Genomic DNA, 17,543 nt, shown 5'->3' with positions numbered 1-17,543 from the left:
CCCCCTGCCGGACCCGCTGCTGGCGCTCCGCCCCTGGACGGCACCCGAGGTGACCTCCTGGGGGCGGCTGCCCATGAACGCCGTCGACCGGCGCTCCGGAGCACACTCCCTGGACGGGGACTGGCGTTTCCAGTTGCTGTCCGCTCCGGACGCGCCGGTCGGCGGTGCGTGGTCGACGACGGCCGTGCCGGGTGTCTGGACGATGCAGGACACCGACGACCCCCTACGGTCGACGGTCGACCTTCCGCAGTATCTGAACATCCGTATGCCGTATACGGAAGTTCCCCCGCTGTCGCCCGTCGACCACAACCCGACCGGTGTGTACGAGCGTGAGATCGACGTCCCCGCCGAGTGGGCCAGGCGCCGGATCGTGCTCCAGGTCGGGGCCGCCGAGAGCGTGCTGCTGGTGCATGTGGACGGGCGGCCCGTCGGCGTGTCCAAGGACTCGCACCTGGCCGCCGAATTCGACCTGTCGGACATCGTGCGCCCCGGGGAGCGGTCCGTCCTGCGGCTGACGGTCGTCAAGTGGTCGGACGCCTCGCACATCGAGGACCAGGACCACTGGTGGCACGGCGGGATCACCCGCTCGGTGTTGCTGTACGCGACCGACCGGCTGTATCTGGCGGACGTCACCGTGATCGCCCCGCGGAGCGGGGAGCTGCGGGTGGACTGTCTGGTGCGGGACGCCGGCGGAACGCTGCCCGAGGGCTGGTACGTGAGCGGGGAGCTGGACGGGCTGGCCCTCGCGCAGGACACGGAGTTCGACCGGGCCAACGCCGAGGACGAGCGGGTCTCCGCCTTCCTCGGCGAGGCGCGGATGCGGGCGAGCGTGCCCGAGGTGCGGACCTGGACGGCCGAGACGCCCGAGCGGTACGCACTGACCGTGCGTCTGCACCGCGCCGACGGCAGCGTCGCCGACACCTCCCGCCACCGCGTCGGCTTCCGGGACGTGGCGGTCGTCGGCCGGGACCTGCTGGTCAACGGGGAGCGCGTGTACATCCGGGGCGTGAACCGGCACGACTTCCACCCGCTGACGGGCCGCACGGTGTCGTACGACGACATGCGCGCGGACCTGGTCCTGCTGAAGCGTTTCGGCTTCAACGCGATCCGCACCGCGCACTACCCCAACGACCCCGGTCTGCTGGACATCGCAGACGACCTGGGGTTCTACGTCGTCGACGAGGCGGACATCGAGTCCCACGACCACGCCCATGAGATCGCCGACGACCCGCGCTATCTGAACGCCTTCGTGGACCGGGTCTCGCGGATGGTGCTGCGGGACAAGAACCACCCGTCGGTGATCATCTGGTCGCTGGGCAACGAGTCGGACTACGGAGCCAACCACGACGCGGCCGCGGGCTGGGTGCGCCGGCACGACCCGACCCGCCCGCTGCAGTACGAGGGCGCCGCCAAGCGCGGCTGGGCGGACCCGGACGTCGCCTCCGACATCGCCTGCCCGATGTACGCGCCGCTGGAGGACTGCGTGGCGCACGCCCTGTCCGGGGAGCAGACCAAGCCGCTCATCCAGTGCGAGTACTCGCACGCCATGGGCAACAGCAACGGCACGCTGGCCGACCACTGGGCCGCCATCGAGGCCACCCCGGGTCTTCAGGGCGGGTTCATCTGGGAGTTCTGGGACCACGGAATCCTTCAGTCCGTGAACGACGGAAGACCGGTCGGGCGTGGGGGCGCCGGCCTCTACGACAACGGTGTCGCCGCGCCCGGCTACCGCTGGGCATACGGCGGCGACTTCGGGGAGAAGGACCACGACGGCGCGTTCATCGCCGACGGTGTCGTCTTCCCCGACCGCACTCCGAAGCCCGTCATGTACGAGCACCGGGAGATCGCGGCGCCGGTACGGCTGGAGTTGTTCCGGCACGAGGGGCTGGTGGTCTCCAACCATCAGCACTTCCGGGGCCTGGAGTGGCTCACCGGCATCTGGGAGCTGGCGCTCGCCGACGGCCGCACACTCACCGCTCCCGCCGAACTGCCCGCGCTCAGGCCCGGGGAGACGGCCGTGGTGCCGTTGCCGGTCGAGCTCCCGGAGGACGGCGGTGAGGCCTGGCTGACCCTGCGGGTGACGACCGCCGAGGATCTGGCCTGGGCACCGCGGGGCACCGAGGTGTGCGCTCCGCAGGTGCTGCTGCGGGCGGCTCTGGTCGTAGAGGACCTGATGGTCTCCGGCAGCGTCGAGGTCGACGCCGACGGACTGCTCGTCCACCCCCTGCTGAGCGCGGGGCCCACGCTGTCGCTGTGGCGGGCGCCCACCGACAACGACGAGCTGGGCGGCATGGCGCTGCGCTGGCGGGCGTGGGGGCTGGACGCGCTGGTCCGCAAGGTGGTGTCGGTGCAGCGCGGCGGTTCCTCGGTGACCGTGCTGGCGGAGTACGCGGGCACCACCGGCGTGGTCCGGCACCGGCAGGTGTTCACGCCCGTCGAGGGCGGCGTCCGGGTGGACGAACTGGCCGAGCTGCCCGCGGAGTTCGACGACGTGGCCCGGGTCGGGTCGGTCTTCGAGACGGTCGCGGGGCTCGACCGGCTGGAGTGGTTCGGACAGGGCCCCTGGGAGTCCTACCCCGACCGCAGCGGGGGCGCGCCGGTGGGTCATCACGCCCTGCCCGTCGACGAGTTGTTCACTCCGTACCTGCGCCCGCAGGAGAGCGGCGGCCGGCACGGCGTACGGCGCTTCAGTCTGCTGGGCGAGGACGGCACGGGGCTCGTGGTCAGGCCGGACGAGCCGCGGCAGGTCTCCGTCACGCGGTACCGCGCCGGGGATCTGACCGCCGCTGCCCACCATGACGAACTGGTGCCGCGCCCCGGCTGCGTGGTGCACGTCGACGCGGCGCACCGGGGGCTGGGCACGGCATCGTGCGGCCCCGACACCTTCCCCTCCTATCTGGTCGCGCCGGGTGTCCATCGCTGGAGCTGGACCCTGCGCACCCTGTGACCGCGTTTCCCGAGTGACCGCCGTTCCCCAGCAACCACCTTTCCCGACATCCGACTTCACCCGAGCTTCCCAGGGAGCACATGTGTGTACTTCGCATGCCCAAGAACCGTGCGAGGCCGCGCAGGCCGGTGCCGGGCGACGCGGTTTCCTGCGGGCCACGGCACTGCTCGGCGCCGCCGCTACGGCCTCGGTCGCCCTGCCCGCGGTCTCCGCCGAGGCGGCGCCCGCCGAGGCGCCGTCCGCCGCGTGGCGTCCCGACTCCGACAGCCGCCGCTTCACGCTGGCCGTCATGCCCGACACGCAGTACCTCTTCGACGGGCCGAGCATCGACAAGGCGCCGGTCGAGGCGTCCCTGCGCTATCTGCTGGAGCATGGGGGCGCGGAGGCCGGGAACGGCGGGAAGGGCAGGAACGGCGGAAACGGCGGGAACGGCGAAAACATCGTGTTCCTGTCCCACCTCGGCGACCTCACGCAGAACGGCGCGAAGGAGGAATGCGCCGCGATCGGTGAGGCGTTCGAGCTGCTCGACCGGCGGGGCGTCGGCTACAGCGTGCTGGCCGGCAACCACGACGTGCAGTCGTCGACCGACGACCAGCGCGGACCGACGCCGTATCTGGACGAGTTCGGGCCGAAGCGGTTCAAGGGGAAGCCGACCTTCGGCGGCGCCTCCCCGGACGGCTACAACTCCTTCCACCTGTTCAAGGCCGCCGGACGCCAGTGGATGGTGCTCGCGCTGGACTGGCGGCTGTCGGCGAAGGGCTACGCCTGGGCGAAGGACGTCCTCGCCGCGCACCCGAAGACGCCCGTCGTCCTCACCACGCACGAACTGGTCGTCGAGGACGACACGTTGTCGGACTACGGGCAGCAACTGTGGGACCAGCTGGTCAACGACCACGACCAGATCTTCCTCACCCTCAACGGGCACTACTGGCCCGCAGGCCGGGCGACCCGCAAGAACGCGGCGGGGCACGACGTCCACCTTCACCTGACGAACTATCAGAACCGTTACTTCGGCGGCGCGGCGATGATCCGCCTGTACCACTTCGACCTCGACCGGAACGTCATCGACGTGGAGACGGTCTCCCCGTGGATCCTGGGCCGGGCCGCGAAGGGGCTCAACGAGCTGGAGCGCCAGGAGATCGAACTGAGCGGCGACGCCGACCGGTTCTCCGTCGACATCGATTTCACCGAACGCTTCGCGGGCTTCGACCCGGTACCGGCACGCCCGGCGCGCCCCGTCTCGAAGATGCTGATCCCCGGCACGACCGCCTACTGGCGGTTCGAGTCGGCGCCCTCCGGCACCGTCCGTGACCTCTCCGGCCGCGGCAACGACCTCGCCGTCGTCACCGTCGGCGGCGGCACCCTGGGCTGGTCCTCGGACCACCACCCGGACCAGCCCGGGCACGGCAGCCTGGAGTTCACGGGCTACAAGTCCCCGCTGAAGGGCGCGTATCTGCGCACGGTCGACGGCGCGCCCCTCAACTCGGCGACCTTCGAGGGCGGGTACACCATCGAGGCGTTCTACCGGCTGCCCGCCGACTGGGACCCCGGTCACAACGCCTGGTCGGGACTGGTCAGCCGCACCGGCCGCAACGGCTCGGTCGGCCCGGTCACCGACGACCCGGACGAGCCGCTCGCCACGCTGTCGATCTCCGACGGACCCGGCCCTCAGTGGGCGGTCCATCCTCTCAACCAGCAGCAGCTCGCCACCAACTGGGGCGACGAGACCGCCCGCGAGACCTGGTGGCACCTCGCCGTGGTCAACGACGGACGGCACACGACGATGTACGTCCAGGGCTGCCCCGTGGCCCGCAACCCGCACGCCGCCGCGATCGGCATCGCCTCGGCCGGACTGCCCTGGCTGCTCGGCGGCTACGAGTACGGCGGGAAGATCGACCAGATCCTGCACGGCCGGCTCGGCGACGTCCGGATCGTCTCCCGGGCGCTGCCCGTCACGTCCTTCATGAACCACTGACGCCCCCGGAGAGGACTTCCCCGTCATGACCGAGCAGCAGCTGCCCGACTGGGCGGACCCATCCGTCGGCCCCGCCGAACTCGACGCCCAGGGTCTGTCGAGACGTCAACTCATGTGCCGTGCAGGCCTGTTCGGCGCCGCCTTCGCCCTCGGACCGGCCGCGACCCCCGCGCTGGCCGGCACCGGCCAGGGCTACGGCGGCGAGGACCCGCGCCTCGCCTACCTGGTCGGCGACCATCACGTCCACTCCGTCTACAGCCATGACGCCAAGTACACGTTCTCCCAGCAGGCGCGGGCCGCGGCGAAGTACGGCCTGGACTGGATGGTCTTCAACGAGCACTCCAACTTCGGGCACGCCCACTACGGCGCCGCCATGGAGCACAAGGAGATCCTGAAGGCCCGCGCCGAGAACCCGCGCCAGCTGATCTTCCAGGGCCTGGAGTGGTACATCCCGGCCGCCGAGCACTGCACCGTGTTCGCGGCGCCCGGCCCGCACGAGACCGATCTGCTCACGCAGTTCGAGCTCGCCTACGACGGCAAGCTCCTCGGCTACACCGAGGGCGCCGCCGGCGCGGCCGACACCGCCCGCAACGAGGCGCACGCGGTCAAGGCCATCAAGTGGCTCGCCGAACAGCGCCGCAAGGGCTACGTGGACGACGTGCTGGTCCTCGCCAACCACCCGCTGCGGCTGGGCATCGACTCCCCGCACGAGATGCGCAACTGGCGGGACGCGGCCCCCGAGATCATGATCGGCATGGAGGGCGCGCCCGGCGCCCAGGGCGCGGCGATCCCCGGCTGGGGCGGTGCGAACGCGATCCGCGGCGAGTACCAGAACGCGCCGACCGCCCAGTCGCACGCGGGTTACCCGGCCGACGCCTACCTCACGTACGGCGGCTTCGACTGGGCGACCGCGACCGTCGGCGGCCTGTGGGACTCGATGCTGGCCGAGGGCAGGCTGTTCTCGATCTCCACCAACTCCGACAACCACCGGACCGTCTTCGACACCTGGAAGAACGGCGACTGGGCGGCCGGGCAGAACTTCGACAACACCGGCAGGCTGCCGGACCCGGTGAACACCGACACCCCGCAGCCGGGCAGCGACTTCTGGCCGGGCGAGTTCAGCCGCACCCACGTGGGCGTCACCCGCTACGGCTACCGCGCGGTGATGCAGGGCCTGCGCGAGGGCCGCGTCTGGCTCGACCACGGCCATCTGCTGGACGGGCTGGAGGTCCGGCTGCGGCGCGAGCACAGCAACGGCCGGGGTGTCACGCTCGGCGGCCGGCTGCGGGTCCGCAGGGGCGAGAAGCTCACCCTGGACATCACCGTGACCTCCGCCTCGCGCCACAACCCCCAGGGGATCCTGCCGGAGTTGGCGCATGTGGACCTGATCCGGGGCGCGGTGCGCGGTCCGGTCCAGGACCGGGACACATGGCGGGCGCCGGACACCAGGGTCGCCTGGTCCAAGGACGTGAGCGGCCGCAAGGGGACGTACACCCTGCGCGTCCCGCTCACGGTGGGCGACGAGTCCTTCTACGTCCGGCTGCGCGGCAGCGACGGCAACCGGTCCGGAACCGGTTACCTGGGCGCGTCGGTCGACCCGCACGGCCCGGTCCCGCACACCCCGGGCAACGGCGACCCGTGGGCCGACACCTGGTTCTACTCCAACCCGGTCTTCGTGGACGTCCTGCACTGAGACGCCCCCGAAAGGGGCGTGGGGAACCTCGCGACCAGCCACGACGGCCGCGCGGTTCCCCACGGCACTCAGGCGTAGAACCGCGAAAGACTCTGCAGCACCGCCGCCGGCTTCGCGCCGCCCTCGATCTCGATCGCTCCGTCGACGGTGATCTGCACGCCGCCCGGCACGTCCTCGACCTCGGTGAGCTTGCCGACCAGACGGATACGTGACCCCGCCTTCACCGGTGAGGGGAAACGCACCTTGTTCAGGCCGTAGTTGACCTTCGTCGTGACCCCCTGCACGTCGAGCAGCTCGGTGAACAGCGGAATGAAGAGGGACAGGGTCAGATAACCATGGGCGATCGGCGCGCCGAAGGGGCCTTCCGCGGCCTTCTCCGGGTCCACGTGGATCCACTGGTGGTCCCCGGTCGCGTCGGCGAACGTGTTGATGCGCTCCTGGGTGACCTCGATCCACTCGCTGGTGCCGAGGTCGCTGCCGGCCAGCTTCTTCAGCTCGTCGAGGCCGTTGACGGTGATGCTCATATGCCGTTCCTCACTTGGGAGTTGACTCAGGAGTTGGTGCCGAACCGGGAGCGCACCCGGGCTTTGAGGAGCTTGCCGGAGGCGGTGCGCGGCAGTTCGTCCGCGATCACCACCGACTTGGGGATCTTGTACTTGGCGAGCCGTCCGGCCAGCGAGGCCAGCACCTCGTCGGGGTCGAGCGCGGCGCCCTCGCGGGGCACCACGACCGCACGCGGAACCTCCCCCCACTTCTCGTCCCGCACTCCGATGACGGCTGCCTCGACGACGTCGGGATGGGTGAGGAGGAGGTCCTCGATCTCCGCGGGGTAGATGTTCTCCCCACCAGAGATGATCATGTCCTTTATACGGTCGACGATGTACACGTAACCGTCTTCGTCGACCCGTGCCGCGTCCCCGCTGCGGAACCAGCCGTCGGCGAAGGAGGCGGAGGTCTCCTCGGGCAGCCCCCAGTAGCCGGGCATCACGTGCGGACCGCGGACGAGCACCTCGCCGGTCTCGCCGACCTCGACCGGGGTGAGGTCGGGGGCGAGGACCCGTACGTCGCTGAAGAAGTGCGGGACGCCGGCCGAGCCCGCCTTGCTGATCGCGTGCTCCGCGTCCAGGAACAGGGTGCCAGGGGACGCCTCGGTCATGCCGTAGCCCTGCAGGAAGGTGAGCCCGCGTCCCTGGTAGGCGGCGATCAGCGGGGTGGGGACCGGCGAGCCGCCGCAGGTCAGGATGCGCAGGGAGGACAGGTCGGCGTCGGCCCAGCGCGGATGCCGCGCGATCTGGTCGAACATCGTGGGCACACCGAACATGAAGGTGATCCGGTGCCGCTCGACCAGGTCGAAGGTGGCCTCCGGGTCGAACGCCTCGACCAGGACGCAGGTGCCGCCCTTGAGCAGCACCGGGAGCGTCAGCATGTTGAGGCCGGCGGTGTGGAACAGCGGCGCCGAGACCAGGGCGCGCTCGTCGGTGATCAGGTCGGTGTCGACGAGGACGTTGATCGCGTTCCAGGTGAGGTTGCCGTGCGTGAGCATGGCACCCTTGGGCCGGCCGGTGGTGCCCGAGGTGTACATGATGATGCAGGTGTCGTCCGCGCCGACGGGCTCGTCGATCGGTTCGTCGGCGGCCGAGGCCAGCACGTTCTCGTACTCGGCACCGACCTCGACGTACGTCCGTACGTCCGTGCTGCCCGGCAGCCCGGCGACCAGGCCCGCGTGCGAAGGGCCGTAGACGAGGGCCTTGGCGCCGGAGTCGGAGAGCTGGTAGGCGATCTCGGGGCCCGCGAGGCGGGTGTTGAGCGGGACGAAGACCGCGCCGAGCGTACCGGCCGCGAACAGGGTCTCCAGGTAGGAGGGGTGGTTCGGGCCGAGGTAGGCGATGCGGTCGCCGCGGCGCACACCCCGGGCACGCAGGGCGTGGGCCAGTCGCGTGACGCGTGTATACAGTGTGCGGTAGTCCGTCGACTGCTCACCGTGGACCAGAGCGGTGCGGTGCGGGGTCTTGCGGGCCCGGCGTGCGGGCCATGACCCCAGTCCCTCGTTGCGCATCTTCTCCGCCTTACGGTGTGGTCAGCCCGAGCAGACGGGCGGCGTTCTCCTTGAGGATCTTCGGCTTCACCTCGTCCTTGATCGTCAGCTTGTCGAAGTCGGCGAGCCAGCGGTCGGGAGTGAGGACGGGGAAGTCGGAGCCGAAGAGGACCTTCTCCTTCAGCAGCGTGTTGGCGTACTGCACGAGCTGCGGCGGGAAGTACTTCGGCGACCAGCCGGACAGGTCGATGTGCACGCCCGGCTTGTGGGTGGCGACGGCGAGGGCCTCGTCCTGCCAGGGGAAGGACGGGTGGGCCAGGATGATCTTGAGGTGCGGGAAGTCGGCGGCGACGTCGTCCACGTGCAGCGGGTTGGAGTACTTCAGCCGGATCCCGCCGCCGCCCGGCACGCCCGCGCCGATGCCCGTCTGGCCGGTGTGGAAGAGGGCGATGGTCCCGGTCTCCTCGATGACCTCGTACAGGTCGTAGGCGACCGAGCGGTCGTTGGGGAAGAAGCCCTGGATGCTGGGGTGGAACTTGAAGCCCTTCACCCCGTACTCCTCGACCAGGCGCCGGGCCTGCTTCACGCCCGCCTTTCCCCGGAAGGGGTCGATGGACGCGAAGGGGATGAGGACGTCCGCGTTGGCGGCGGCGGCCTCCGCGACCTCCTCGTTCGGGACGGGGGCCGTGCCGGTCGCGGACTCGGCGTCCACCGTGAAGATCACGGCGGCCATCTTCCGCTCCCGGTAGTACGCCGCCGTCTCCTCCAGGGTCGGCTTGCGCTTGCCCTCCACCTTGAAATAGGCGGAGGACGCGTCGTGCAGGTCGTCGTCGAGCGAGGAGTGGCCCTTGGAGGACACCTCCGCGTGGGTGTGGACGTCGATCGCGACGAGTTCCTCGACGTTGAGGGTCGCCATGGTGTCAGACCTCCGGGAACTTGGGCGCCGGGATGCCGACGGTCTGCAGCTCGGCGCCGACCGAGGTGGGGAAGACGTCGGCCAGTGTCTCGGGGGTCCAGCCGCCGTCGGCGTACGCCGCCCTGATCTCCTGCGGATGGGACCAGAGTGCCACCTTGTCGCCGCCGATGCCGATGGCCTGGCCGGTGATGCCCCGGGCGGCCCCGGAGGCGAGGAAGGGCACGAGGGCCGCGCAGTCCTCGGGGGTGCCGAACCCCTCGCCCTTGCGCAGGAAGTCCGGGAAGGGCTCGCCGTTCTTCAGCGCCTCGACGTACGGGGCGAAGGCGGGAATGGTCTCGGTCATCGCGGTCGCGGCGACCGGGACGATCGCGTTGACGGTGATGTTCGCGCGGCCCAGCTCCATCGCCCAGGTGCGGGCGAAGGCGGCGATGCCGGCCTTGGCGGCCGCGTAGTTCGTCTGGCCGAAGTTGCCGCGCTGGCCGGCCGGGGAGCCGACCAGGATCAGCGTGCCGCCCTCGCCCTGCTCCCGCATGCGCACGGCGGCGGCGCGGGCGCAGGTGAAGGTGCCCTTGAGATGGGTGGTGATCACCGCGTCGAAGTCGTCGTCGGTCATCTTCCACAGCACCTTGTCGCGCAGGATCCCGGCGTTGGTGACCAGGATGTCCAGCCGCCCGAACTCCTCCACCGCGCGGTCGACCAGCCGCTCGGCGGCCTCGGTCGTGCCGACCGGGACGACCTCGGCGACGGCCTTGCCACCGGCCTCGATGACGGACTTCACGGCCGCCTCGGCGACCGCCTCGTCCACGTCGTTGACGACGACGGAGGCCCCGTGGGCGGCGAGGGCCTGCGCATAGGCGAGGCCGAGGCCCCGGCCGCTGCCGGTGACGACGGCGACCTTGCCGGTGAGATCGATGCTGGGCACGAGCGAGTCCCTTCACGAGGAGCCACGACCGCGGGAGCCGGTCGGAGCGGGGTGCGGCTTCGAGATCGAAGCTAAGAGCAATAATTGTTGCCGTCAATAGTTGTTGTGGACCTATGGGTGGGTCATGCTGGAAACTGCAAGGCGAACAACCGCCCCGGGAAGGGGCCCGGACCAGGGAGCCCGCCATCGCCCGCCAGGACAACGCAGTGACCGCCGCCACCCCGATCGACGCGGACGAGCCGTGGATGCGCGCACTGCACGCCGACGCGGGCTATCTGCTCTACCGGCTGGGGCTGCGCTCCGGACAGTTGTTCAACACGTTCCTCCAGGAATCGGGGCTGCGCCTGCGCCACTACGCGGTGCTGCGCTTCCTGGCCACCGCCGAGGGCGCGCTCCAGCGCGAGCTGAGCGCGCGGCTCGGATACGACCCGAGCGCGATCGTCGGCCTGGTCGACGACCTGGAGAAACTGGGCTTCGCCGAGCGCCGGCCCGCGCCGGACGACCGGCGCAGCAGGATCGTCGTGCTCACCGAGGACGGCCGCGCCTTCCTGCGCGGCACCGACGAGGCGGGACTGCGCGTGACGAACGAACTGCTCGGCCCGCTCGACCCCGCCGAACGCGAGACGCTGCACACGCTGCTGCTGCGGGTCGCGGAGGAGGGGCTGGCCTGAGCCGTGAGGAGGAGCCGATGACCCCGGGCACCTTTTCCATGACCTCCCGGTCCGCGCCGGACCGGCTGCTGGCCGTGCTCGCCGCGTTCGACCACCTGCACCCGGCGCTGTCGCTGACCGACATCAGCAGGCGGGCCGGGCTGAGCCTCACCACCGCGCACCGGCTGGTGGGCGCGCTCACCGAGTGGGGCGCGCTGGAGCGGGACGCCGCGGGGCTGTACCACGTGGGGCTGCGGCTGTGGGAGATCGCCGCGCTCGCGCCGCGCGGCCTGGCCCTGCGCCAGGTGGCCCTGCCGTACCTGGAGGACCTGTACGAAGCCACCCACGAGAACGTGCAGTTGGCGGTGCGCGACGGGTCCGAGGTGGTCTACACGGAGTGGCTGTCGGGCCGTTCGGCGGTGGGGGTGCACATCCGGGTGGGCGCCCGCTGGCCGCTGCACGTCACCGGGGTCGGACTGGCGCTGCTCGCACACAGCGGGCCGGCCCACCAGGAGGCTTACTGCGGCGGCCGGTTGGCCGCCTTCACCCCTCACACCATCACCGACCCGGACCGGTTGCGCCGGGTGCTCGCCGAAGTGCGGCGTACAGGCGTGGCGGTGAGCAGCCGTCAGGTCACGGAGGACGCGCTGTCGGTGGCCGCGCCGGTGCGCGGACCGGGGGGTGCGGTGGTCGCCGCCGTGTCGGTGGTGGTCCCGTACGCCGACGCGCAGGTACCGGTCCTGGCGCCGGCCGTACGGGTCGCGGCGCGCGGGATCTCCCGGGCCCTGGGGTGGCAGCCGGAGGGCCCCCGGGGCTGAGCCGCCACCCGGCCGCGCATGTCGCCCCCGCCCCCCTCAGCCCGTCCTCACGGAAATCTCAGGCTGCGGCCCGGGTATTCAAAGGATCAACCAATGTGGGCGTCACAGGATGCACGGGCGAAGGTGGACATCTCAGGAAGGCGTACCGTGGGCGTCTCGCACATATCGAACCGGTCCGAGGGGCAGTCGGAGAGGTGGTCCCGGCGCGGGATCCTCGCCGCGCTGGGCATGGCGCCGGCACTGGCGCTGACCGGATGCAGTTCCGGCTCGGCCGACGCCTCGGAGGACTCGGGCGGCGGTGCGTCCGCGTCGACGAAGGCCGAGGCCGCCGCCAAGCAGCCGGTGATCTCGGTGACCCCCGCCGACGGTACGACGAAGGCCGCGTTCGGCAGCCCCGTCGAGGTGACGGTGACCGACGGCACCCTCGCCTCGGTGAAGGTGACGGGCAACGACGGCTCCACGCTGGAGGGCTCGCTCAACGCCGCGAAGACCAAGTGGACGTCGGCGAGGAACCCCTACTCGGGCACCAGGTACACGGTCACCGCCCAGGCCGAGGGCGCCACCGCACAGACGGCCACCTTCACCACCAAGTCCCCCGGTGAGACCTTCGTCGGCTACTTCACCCCCGAGGCGGACTCGACGTCGGGTGTCGGCATGCCCGTCTCGATCAACTTCACGCACGCGGTGTCCGACCGGGCCGCCGTACAGAAGGCGATCACGGTGACCGCCGAACCGGCCGTGGAGATCGTGGGCCACTGGTTCAGCGACACCCGGCTGGACTTCCGGCCGGAGACCTACTGGGCGGCCGGCACCAAGATCACCCTGAGCCTGCGGTTGAAGGACGTCGAGGGAACGGATGGTGTCTACGGTATACAGTCGAAGGACGTCACCTTCCACATCGGTCGCGAGCAGATCAGCACCGTCGACCTGTCGGCCAAGGAGATGGTGGTGAAGCGCGACGGCGCGACCTACGCCACCTACCCCGTCTCGGGCGGCGACTCCGAGCACACGACCTGGTCCGGGATCATGGTGATCAGCGAGCGGTTCAAGCAGACCCGGATGGAGTCCTCCACGGTCGGCCTCGGTGACGAGTACGACATCTCCGACGTGCCGCATGCCCAGCGCCTGACCACCTCAGGCACCTTCGTCCACGGCAACTACTGGGCCTCGACCTCGGTGTTCGGCAACCAGAACACCAGCCACGGCTGCGTGGGCCTGCACGACGCCAAGGGCGCGAGCGACAGTTCCGTGGCCGGCTACAAGTTCTACGCGAGCTCGATGCTCGGCGACGTGGTGATCGTGAAGAACTCGGGCGAGAAGACCGTCGACCCGGCCAACGGCCTCAACGGCTGGAACCTGTCGTGGGCGGACTGGAAGGCGGGCAGCGCGGTTTGACACGTATGCACGCTTCAGCGCGGTTCACGCCGTGAACTTCCCTGCCGTGAAAGGACTTTCCTCGCTTTAAGTCTTGACGGCCCTCGGGACGGAGAGCACATTGGGGCCACTTTGAGAGCGCTCTCAAAGCCACTCGCTCCCAAAGTCACCCGCACCCCGACTCCCCGTACCCGAGAGGCCCCCCATGAGTGCACCCTCCGGCATGCCCAGACGGCGACGCGCGCTCGTCGCCGTCCTCGGCACCCTCGGCCTGGCGGCCGCCGTCGCGACCGCCGTCACCCTGCCCGCGAACGCCTCCGCCCCCACACCCCCGTCGGGCTGGACGCAGGTCTTCCTCGACGACTTCAACGGAACCGCGGGCACCGGCGTCAACACCTCCAACTGGCAGTACAGCACCGGAACCTCGTATCCGGGCGGCCCCGCCAACTGGGGCACGGGCGAGGTCGAGACGATGACCAACAGCACCAACAACGTCTCGCTCGACGGCAACGGCAACCTGCGCATCACCCCGCTGCGGGACTCGGCCGGCAACTGGACCTCGGGCCGGATCGAGACCACCCGCACCGACTTCCAGCCCCCGTCGGGCGGCAAGCTGCGGGTGGAGGCCCGCCTGCAGATGCCGAACGTCACCGGCACCGCCGCCGAGGGCTACTGGCCCGCCTTCTGGGCGCTGGGCGCCCCCTACCGGGGCAACTACCAGAACTGGCCGAGCGTCGGCGAGCTGGACATCATGGAGAACGTCCAGGGCCTGAACAAGGTGTGGGCGACGATGCACTGCGGCACCAACCCGGGCGGTCCGTGCAACGAGACCACCGGCATCGGCAACTCCACGGCCTGCCCGAACACCACCTGCCAGTCGGGCTTCCACACCTACACGATGGAGTGGGACCGCTCGGTCAGCCCCGAGGCGATCCGGTTCTACGTCGACGGCGTCAACTATCACACGGTGACGGCCGGTCAGGTCGACTCGACGACCTGGGCCAACGCCACCAACCACGGCTTCTTCGTCATCCTGAACGTGGCGATGGGCGGCGCTTTCCCCGACGCGTTCGGCGGCGGACTGGACAGCGCCACCGAGTCGGGCCACCCGATGGTCGTCGACTATGTGCAGGTGCTCCAGGCGAGCGGCAGTGGGAGCGGTACCACGACCCCACCGTCCGGCAGCCGCGACGCCTACTCGGCCATCCAGGCCGAGTCGTACAACAGCCAGTCCGGCACCGCCACCGAGACCACCACCGACACCGGCGGCGGTCAGGACATCGGGTCCCTCGCCAACGGCGACTGGGCGCTCTATCAGGGCGTCGACTTCGGTTCCACGGCGGCGACCCAGTTCAACGCACGGGTGGCCAGCGGTGCGGCGAGCGGGGTCAGCGGACTGGTCGAGGTACGCCTGGACAGCCGTACGAGCACGCCGATCGGCAGCTTCGCGGTGGCCAACACCGGTGGCTGGCAGAGCTGGAGAACGATCCCGGCGAACATCAGCTCGGTCACCGGCACCCACGACGTGTATCTCACCTTCACCAGCGGGCAGTCGGCGGACTTCGTGAACGTCAACTGGTTCACGTTCGGCCACTGACCACCGCCGCGGCAAGGCCGGCCGGTCATCCGCTGCCCGGGGGACGCGACATGACGGTCCGTCACCAGGGCAGCGGTTGCCCGTCGCGGAAGAACCCGCCCGTCGGTCCGTCGTCGGGGAGCGTGGCGGCCCAGACGATCCCGGCGGCGCCCTCGGCGACCGGACGTCCCCCCGCACCGCCCATGTCGGTGGCGACCCAGCCGGGACAGACCGAGTTGACCAGCACTCCGTCGGCGCCCAGTTCGCCCGCCAGCATCCGGGTGAGCGCGTTGAGCGCGGCCTTGGAGACGGAGTAGGCGGGTGTGCCGCCGGACATCCCGGCCAGGGAACCGCCCTCGCTGGACACGTTCACGACGCGCGGCCGCGCGCTCGCCCGCAGCAGCGGCAGCACGGCCTGGGCCAGCCGCCAGGGCCCGTACAGATTGGTCTCCATGGCCTCCCGTACGACGTCCAGGTCGGCGCTCGCGGCCCGCTGCCAGGTGTCGTAGGTGATGGCCGCGTTGTTCACCAGGACGTCGAGGCCACCGAACCGCTCCCGCAGGACCCCGACCACCGCCGCGGTGTCCGCCGCGCTCGTCACGTCCAGGCGCAGCGGGTGCGCACCGGCGCCGAGCCGGACGGCGGCCTCCTCGGCGGCCCGCCCGGACCGGGCGGTGACCAGCACCGTCCAGTCCCGGGCGAGGAGTTGACGGGACACCTCGTACCCCAGCCCGCGGTTCGCCCCGGTCACCAGTGCGATCACCGTCGTGTCCCTTCGCCGCTGCGGCCCTCCGTGCGGTCCAAGCCTCGCAGAGGGAACACCGGACCGGGTTCAGTGACGCCCCGCGTCGGGCACGGCGGTGAAGGCGCCGTCCGTCAGCACGGGCACCGTGGCCGCGGTGTCCGGCTCGGTGGCGATCGCGACGTCGGCGGCGAAGCCCGACCGGGAGAGTTCCAGCCCCGAGGAGCAGCGGGTCACGGCGTCCGCCACGTCCGGGGTCCCGGTGAAGGCGGAGCGTGCTGCGGCGGCCTCGGGGGACAGCGGTCCGGCTCCCTGCCGCCGCAGCTCGGCGATGATCGCGCCGGCGCCGAGCTGGTCCTCCAGCGCGGGTCTCAGGCTCCCGTCCGGCCAGCGTTCACCGGCGGCGACCACACCGACCGGGCGGTGCTCGGTGCCGTACCCCTGGGCGGCGAGCCACCGCCCCACGGCCGTGGCATTGCGCAGACAGCCCGCGATCACGGTCGCGCCGCCGGCCGCCGCGGCGATGGCCGAGCCGTTGGGCGAGGGCAGGACCAGCCGCGGGGCGAAGGGGGCCTCGCGCAGCGCGGCGGGCGACAGCGACCACGGTGTGTCCGGTGTCGCCTGCCGTCGTCCGACCGCGAGTCGGGCCGCCTTCTCGCGGGCGAAGGCGAGCGCGGTGTCGTCGCGCCAGGCATAGGGGAAGACCTGGGTTCCCGCCTCCACGGCGACGGTCACCGCCGTGGTGAAGGAGAGGACGTCGACGACCACGAGGCAGGCGACGTCCGGGGCGAGCAGCCGGGCACCGACCGGGCCCCACTCGAACCGCACGCCATGCCCCTGCTGAAGGAACCAGTCACTCATGCAACGGGAGTCTCGACGCGGATCCCTGCCGCCCACAACCCCGAATCCCCCTCGACTCCCGCCCCCTTCAGCGCAGTTCGGTCCGGAACGCCGCCGGGGTGAGGCCGGTGTGCAGGTGGAAGAACTTGGAGAAGTTCGCCGGGTCGGGGAAGCCGACCGCCGCGCCGACCCGGCCGATCGGCAGGTCCGTGTGGGCCAGGAGGCGCTTCGCCTCGAGCACGACACGCTTGTCGATGAAGCCCTTCGGTGTCTCGCCGGTGGCGGCGCGCACGGCGCGCACCAGGGTGCGGCGGGAGTACCCGAGGGCGTCCGCGTAGGCGCTGACACTGTGGTTGACGGCGAACTCCCGCTCCACCGCCTCCCGGAACAGGGTGAACGTCGACTCGGCCCGCCGCCCCGCCTCCGCCGAACTCGCCGCGAGATGCCCGAGCCGCAGCAGGAACGCGGTGAGGGAGTGCCGCAGTACCGCGGTGTGCGGTCCCGGCGGCAGGGTCGCGCTGTCCTCGTACTCCCGCTGAAGGTACGTCAGAGCGGCGCGCAGGGCGGCGAGACGGGGCGGGTCCGGGCGGAGCAGGGGCGGCAGGTCGTAGCGGTAGAGGCCGGTGGCCTCGACCGTGGCGCGGGGCAGGAAGCCGGGCTGCATGGTGAGAACGGTTCCGCGGTACTCGGACGACTTCGAGAAGCGGTGGACCTGCCCCGGGCGGATCCACAGCAGATCGCCGGCCGTCGCCTCGTACTCCGCGAAGTCGATCATGTGGTGTACGGGGCCGCGGTCGAAGAGCATCACGACGTGGAAGTCGATGCGGTGCACGCGGTCCAGCGGCGCGTCGTCGGCGTGCCAGGGGCGGGCGGTCCCCATCGGGCCGACCTGCATGCCGACACCGCCGACGCTCAGCTCGGCGGGGAAGGGGAACGTTCTGATGGCATCACCGTCACGCCGGCCGCCGTCTTGTGGGTATCTGTCCGCCATGTCGTTCTCTTGCCGTTCCGTCGCCGCCGTCCCTGTCCCACTTTCACCACAGGCTGACACAGGA

At 71.0% G+C, this 17,543-nt stretch carries 14 protein-coding genes; 7 read left to right on the top strand and 7 right to left on the bottom strand.

Annotated elements, in window-relative coordinates; genetic code table 11:
* The first annotated feature begins 4 nt into the window (after nt 1-4).
* From ABT057_RS31650 to ABT057_RS31640, 3 genes are all read left to right on the top strand, one after another.
* Nucleotides 5-2,947, top strand: a complete 2,943-nt coding sequence (locus tag ABT057_RS31650; RefSeq protein ID WP_352347127.1) for a glycoside hydrolase family 2 TIM barrel-domain containing protein — start codon at nt 5-7, stop codon at nt 2,945-2,947.
* Nucleotides 2,948-3,029: 82 nt separating this feature from the next.
* Nucleotides 3,030-4,922 (top strand): LamG-like jellyroll fold domain-containing protein, encoded by a 1,893-nt coding sequence (locus ABT057_RS31645; RefSeq protein ID WP_352347063.1) that lies wholly within the window; start codon nt 3,030-3,032, stop codon nt 4,920-4,922.
* Between the two features lie 25 nt (nt 4,923-4,947).
* Nucleotides 4,948-6,615 (top strand): PHP domain-containing protein, encoded by a 1,668-nt coding sequence (locus tag ABT057_RS31640; RefSeq protein WP_352347062.1) that lies wholly within the window; start codon nt 4,948-4,950, stop codon nt 6,613-6,615.
* Nucleotides 6,616-6,683: 68 nt separating this feature from the next.
* Here the strand turns inward: ABT057_RS31640 and ABT057_RS31635 are convergent, their stop codons facing one another.
* From ABT057_RS31635 to ABT057_RS31620, 4 genes are read right to left on the bottom strand one after another with little or no spacing between them, the layout of a single operon-like run.
* Complete coding sequence (locus ABT057_RS31635) at nt 6,684-7,139, bottom strand: MaoC family dehydratase (protein WP_352347061.1); 456 nt, start codon at nt 7,137-7,139, stop codon at nt 6,684-6,686.
* Nucleotides 7,140-7,165: 26 nt separating this feature from the next.
* A complete protein-coding gene (locus tag ABT057_RS31630; RefSeq protein WP_352347060.1) occupies nt 7,166-8,671 on the bottom strand; it encodes an acyl-CoA synthetase in 1,506 nt (501 codons plus the stop codon).
* Between the two features lie 10 nt (nt 8,672-8,681).
* Complete coding sequence (locus tag ABT057_RS31625) at nt 8,682-9,566, bottom strand: amidohydrolase family protein (RefSeq protein ID WP_352347059.1); 885 nt, start codon at nt 9,564-9,566, stop codon at nt 8,682-8,684.
* 4 nt (nt 9,567-9,570) lie between these two features.
* On the bottom strand, nt 9,571-10,488 hold the full coding sequence (locus tag ABT057_RS31620) for an SDR family NAD(P)-dependent oxidoreductase (RefSeq protein ID WP_352347058.1): 918 nt from the start codon (nt 10,486-10,488) through the stop codon (nt 9,571-9,573).
* Between the two features lie 245 nt (nt 10,489-10,733).
* On the opposite strand from ABT057_RS31620, the gene ABT057_RS31615 reads away from it, so the two are divergent.
* From ABT057_RS31615 to ABT057_RS31600, 4 genes are all read left to right on the top strand, one after another.
* Nucleotides 10,734-11,159, top strand: a complete 426-nt coding sequence (locus ABT057_RS31615; RefSeq protein ID WP_352347126.1) for a MarR family winged helix-turn-helix transcriptional regulator — start codon at nt 10,734-10,736, stop codon at nt 11,157-11,159.
* Between the two features lie 38 nt (nt 11,160-11,197).
* Nucleotides 11,198-11,956 carry an IclR family transcriptional regulator gene (locus ABT057_RS31610; RefSeq protein ID WP_352347125.1) on the top strand — a complete coding sequence of 253 codons (759 nt, stop codon included), beginning with the start codon at nt 11,198-11,200 and terminating at the stop codon, nt 11,954-11,956.
* A gap of 147 nt (nt 11,957-12,103) precedes the next feature.
* A complete protein-coding gene (locus ABT057_RS31605; protein WP_352347057.1) occupies nt 12,104-13,351 on the top strand; it encodes a L,D-transpeptidase in 1,248 nt (415 codons plus the stop codon).
* Nucleotides 13,352-13,535: 184 nt separating this feature from the next.
* Nucleotides 13,536-14,927, top strand: coding sequence for a glycoside hydrolase family 16 protein (locus ABT057_RS31600; RefSeq protein WP_352347056.1), 1,392 nt, complete (start codon nt 13,536-13,538; stop codon nt 14,925-14,927).
* Between the two features lie 61 nt (nt 14,928-14,988).
* On the opposite strand, the gene ABT057_RS31595 is transcribed toward ABT057_RS31600, so the two are convergent.
* From ABT057_RS31595 to ABT057_RS31585, 3 genes are all read right to left on the bottom strand, one after another.
* The gene (locus ABT057_RS31595) at nt 14,989-15,669 is read right to left on the bottom strand and encodes an SDR family NAD(P)-dependent oxidoreductase (RefSeq protein ID WP_352347055.1); all 681 of its coding nucleotides are present in this window, start codon (nt 15,667-15,669) and stop codon (nt 14,989-14,991) included.
* A gap of 69 nt (nt 15,670-15,738) precedes the next feature.
* Nucleotides 15,739-16,509 (bottom strand): 2-phosphosulfolactate phosphatase, encoded by a 771-nt coding sequence (locus ABT057_RS31590; protein ID WP_352347054.1) that lies wholly within the window; start codon nt 16,507-16,509, stop codon nt 15,739-15,741.
* Nucleotides 16,510-16,576: 67 nt separating this feature from the next.
* A complete protein-coding gene (locus ABT057_RS31585) occupies nt 16,577-17,479 on the bottom strand; it encodes a helix-turn-helix domain-containing protein (protein ID WP_352347053.1) in 903 nt (300 codons plus the stop codon).
* Nucleotides 17,480-17,543 lie beyond the last annotated feature (64 nt).

This window comes from Streptomyces sp. NPDC002588 (assembly GCF_040295925.1).
Taxonomy (GTDB): domain Bacteria; phylum Actinomycetota; class Actinomycetes; order Streptomycetales; family Streptomycetaceae; genus Streptomyces.
This window is presented reverse-complemented; position numbering and strand designations above follow the sequence as displayed.

Bases quoted from the DNA above. Each gene is read 5' to 3' on its own strand.
- ABT057_RS31640 (WP_352347062.1), top strand. From the start codon at position 4,948: ATGACCGAGCAGCAGCTGCCCGACTGGGCGGACCCATCCGTCGGCCCC.
- ABT057_RS31635 (WP_352347061.1), bottom strand. From the start codon at position 7,139: ATGAGCATCACCGTCAACGGCCTCGACGAGCTGAAGAAGCTGGCCGGC.
- ABT057_RS31630 (WP_352347060.1), bottom strand. From the start codon at position 8,671: ATGCGCAACGAGGGACTGGGGTCATGGCCCGCACGCCGGGCCCGCAAG.
- ABT057_RS31625 (WP_352347059.1), bottom strand. From the start codon at position 9,566: ATGGCGACCCTCAACGTCGAGGAACTCGTCGCGATCGACGTCCACACC.
- ABT057_RS31615 (WP_352347126.1), top strand. From the start codon at position 10,734: ATGCGCGCACTGCACGCCGACGCGGGCTATCTGCTCTACCGGCTGGGG.
- ABT057_RS31610 (WP_352347125.1), top strand. From the start codon at position 11,198: ATGACCTCCCGGTCCGCGCCGGACCGGCTGCTGGCCGTGCTCGCCGCG.
- ABT057_RS31600 (WP_352347056.1), top strand. From the start codon at position 13,536: ATGAGTGCACCCTCCGGCATGCCCAGACGGCGACGCGCGCTCGTCGCC.
- ABT057_RS31590 (WP_352347054.1), bottom strand. From the start codon at position 16,509: ATGAGTGACTGGTTCCTTCAGCAGGGGCATGGCGTGCGGTTCGAGTGG.
- ABT057_RS31585 (WP_352347053.1), bottom strand. From the start codon at position 17,479: ATGGCGGACAGATACCCACAAGACGGCGGCCGGCGTGACGGTGATGCC.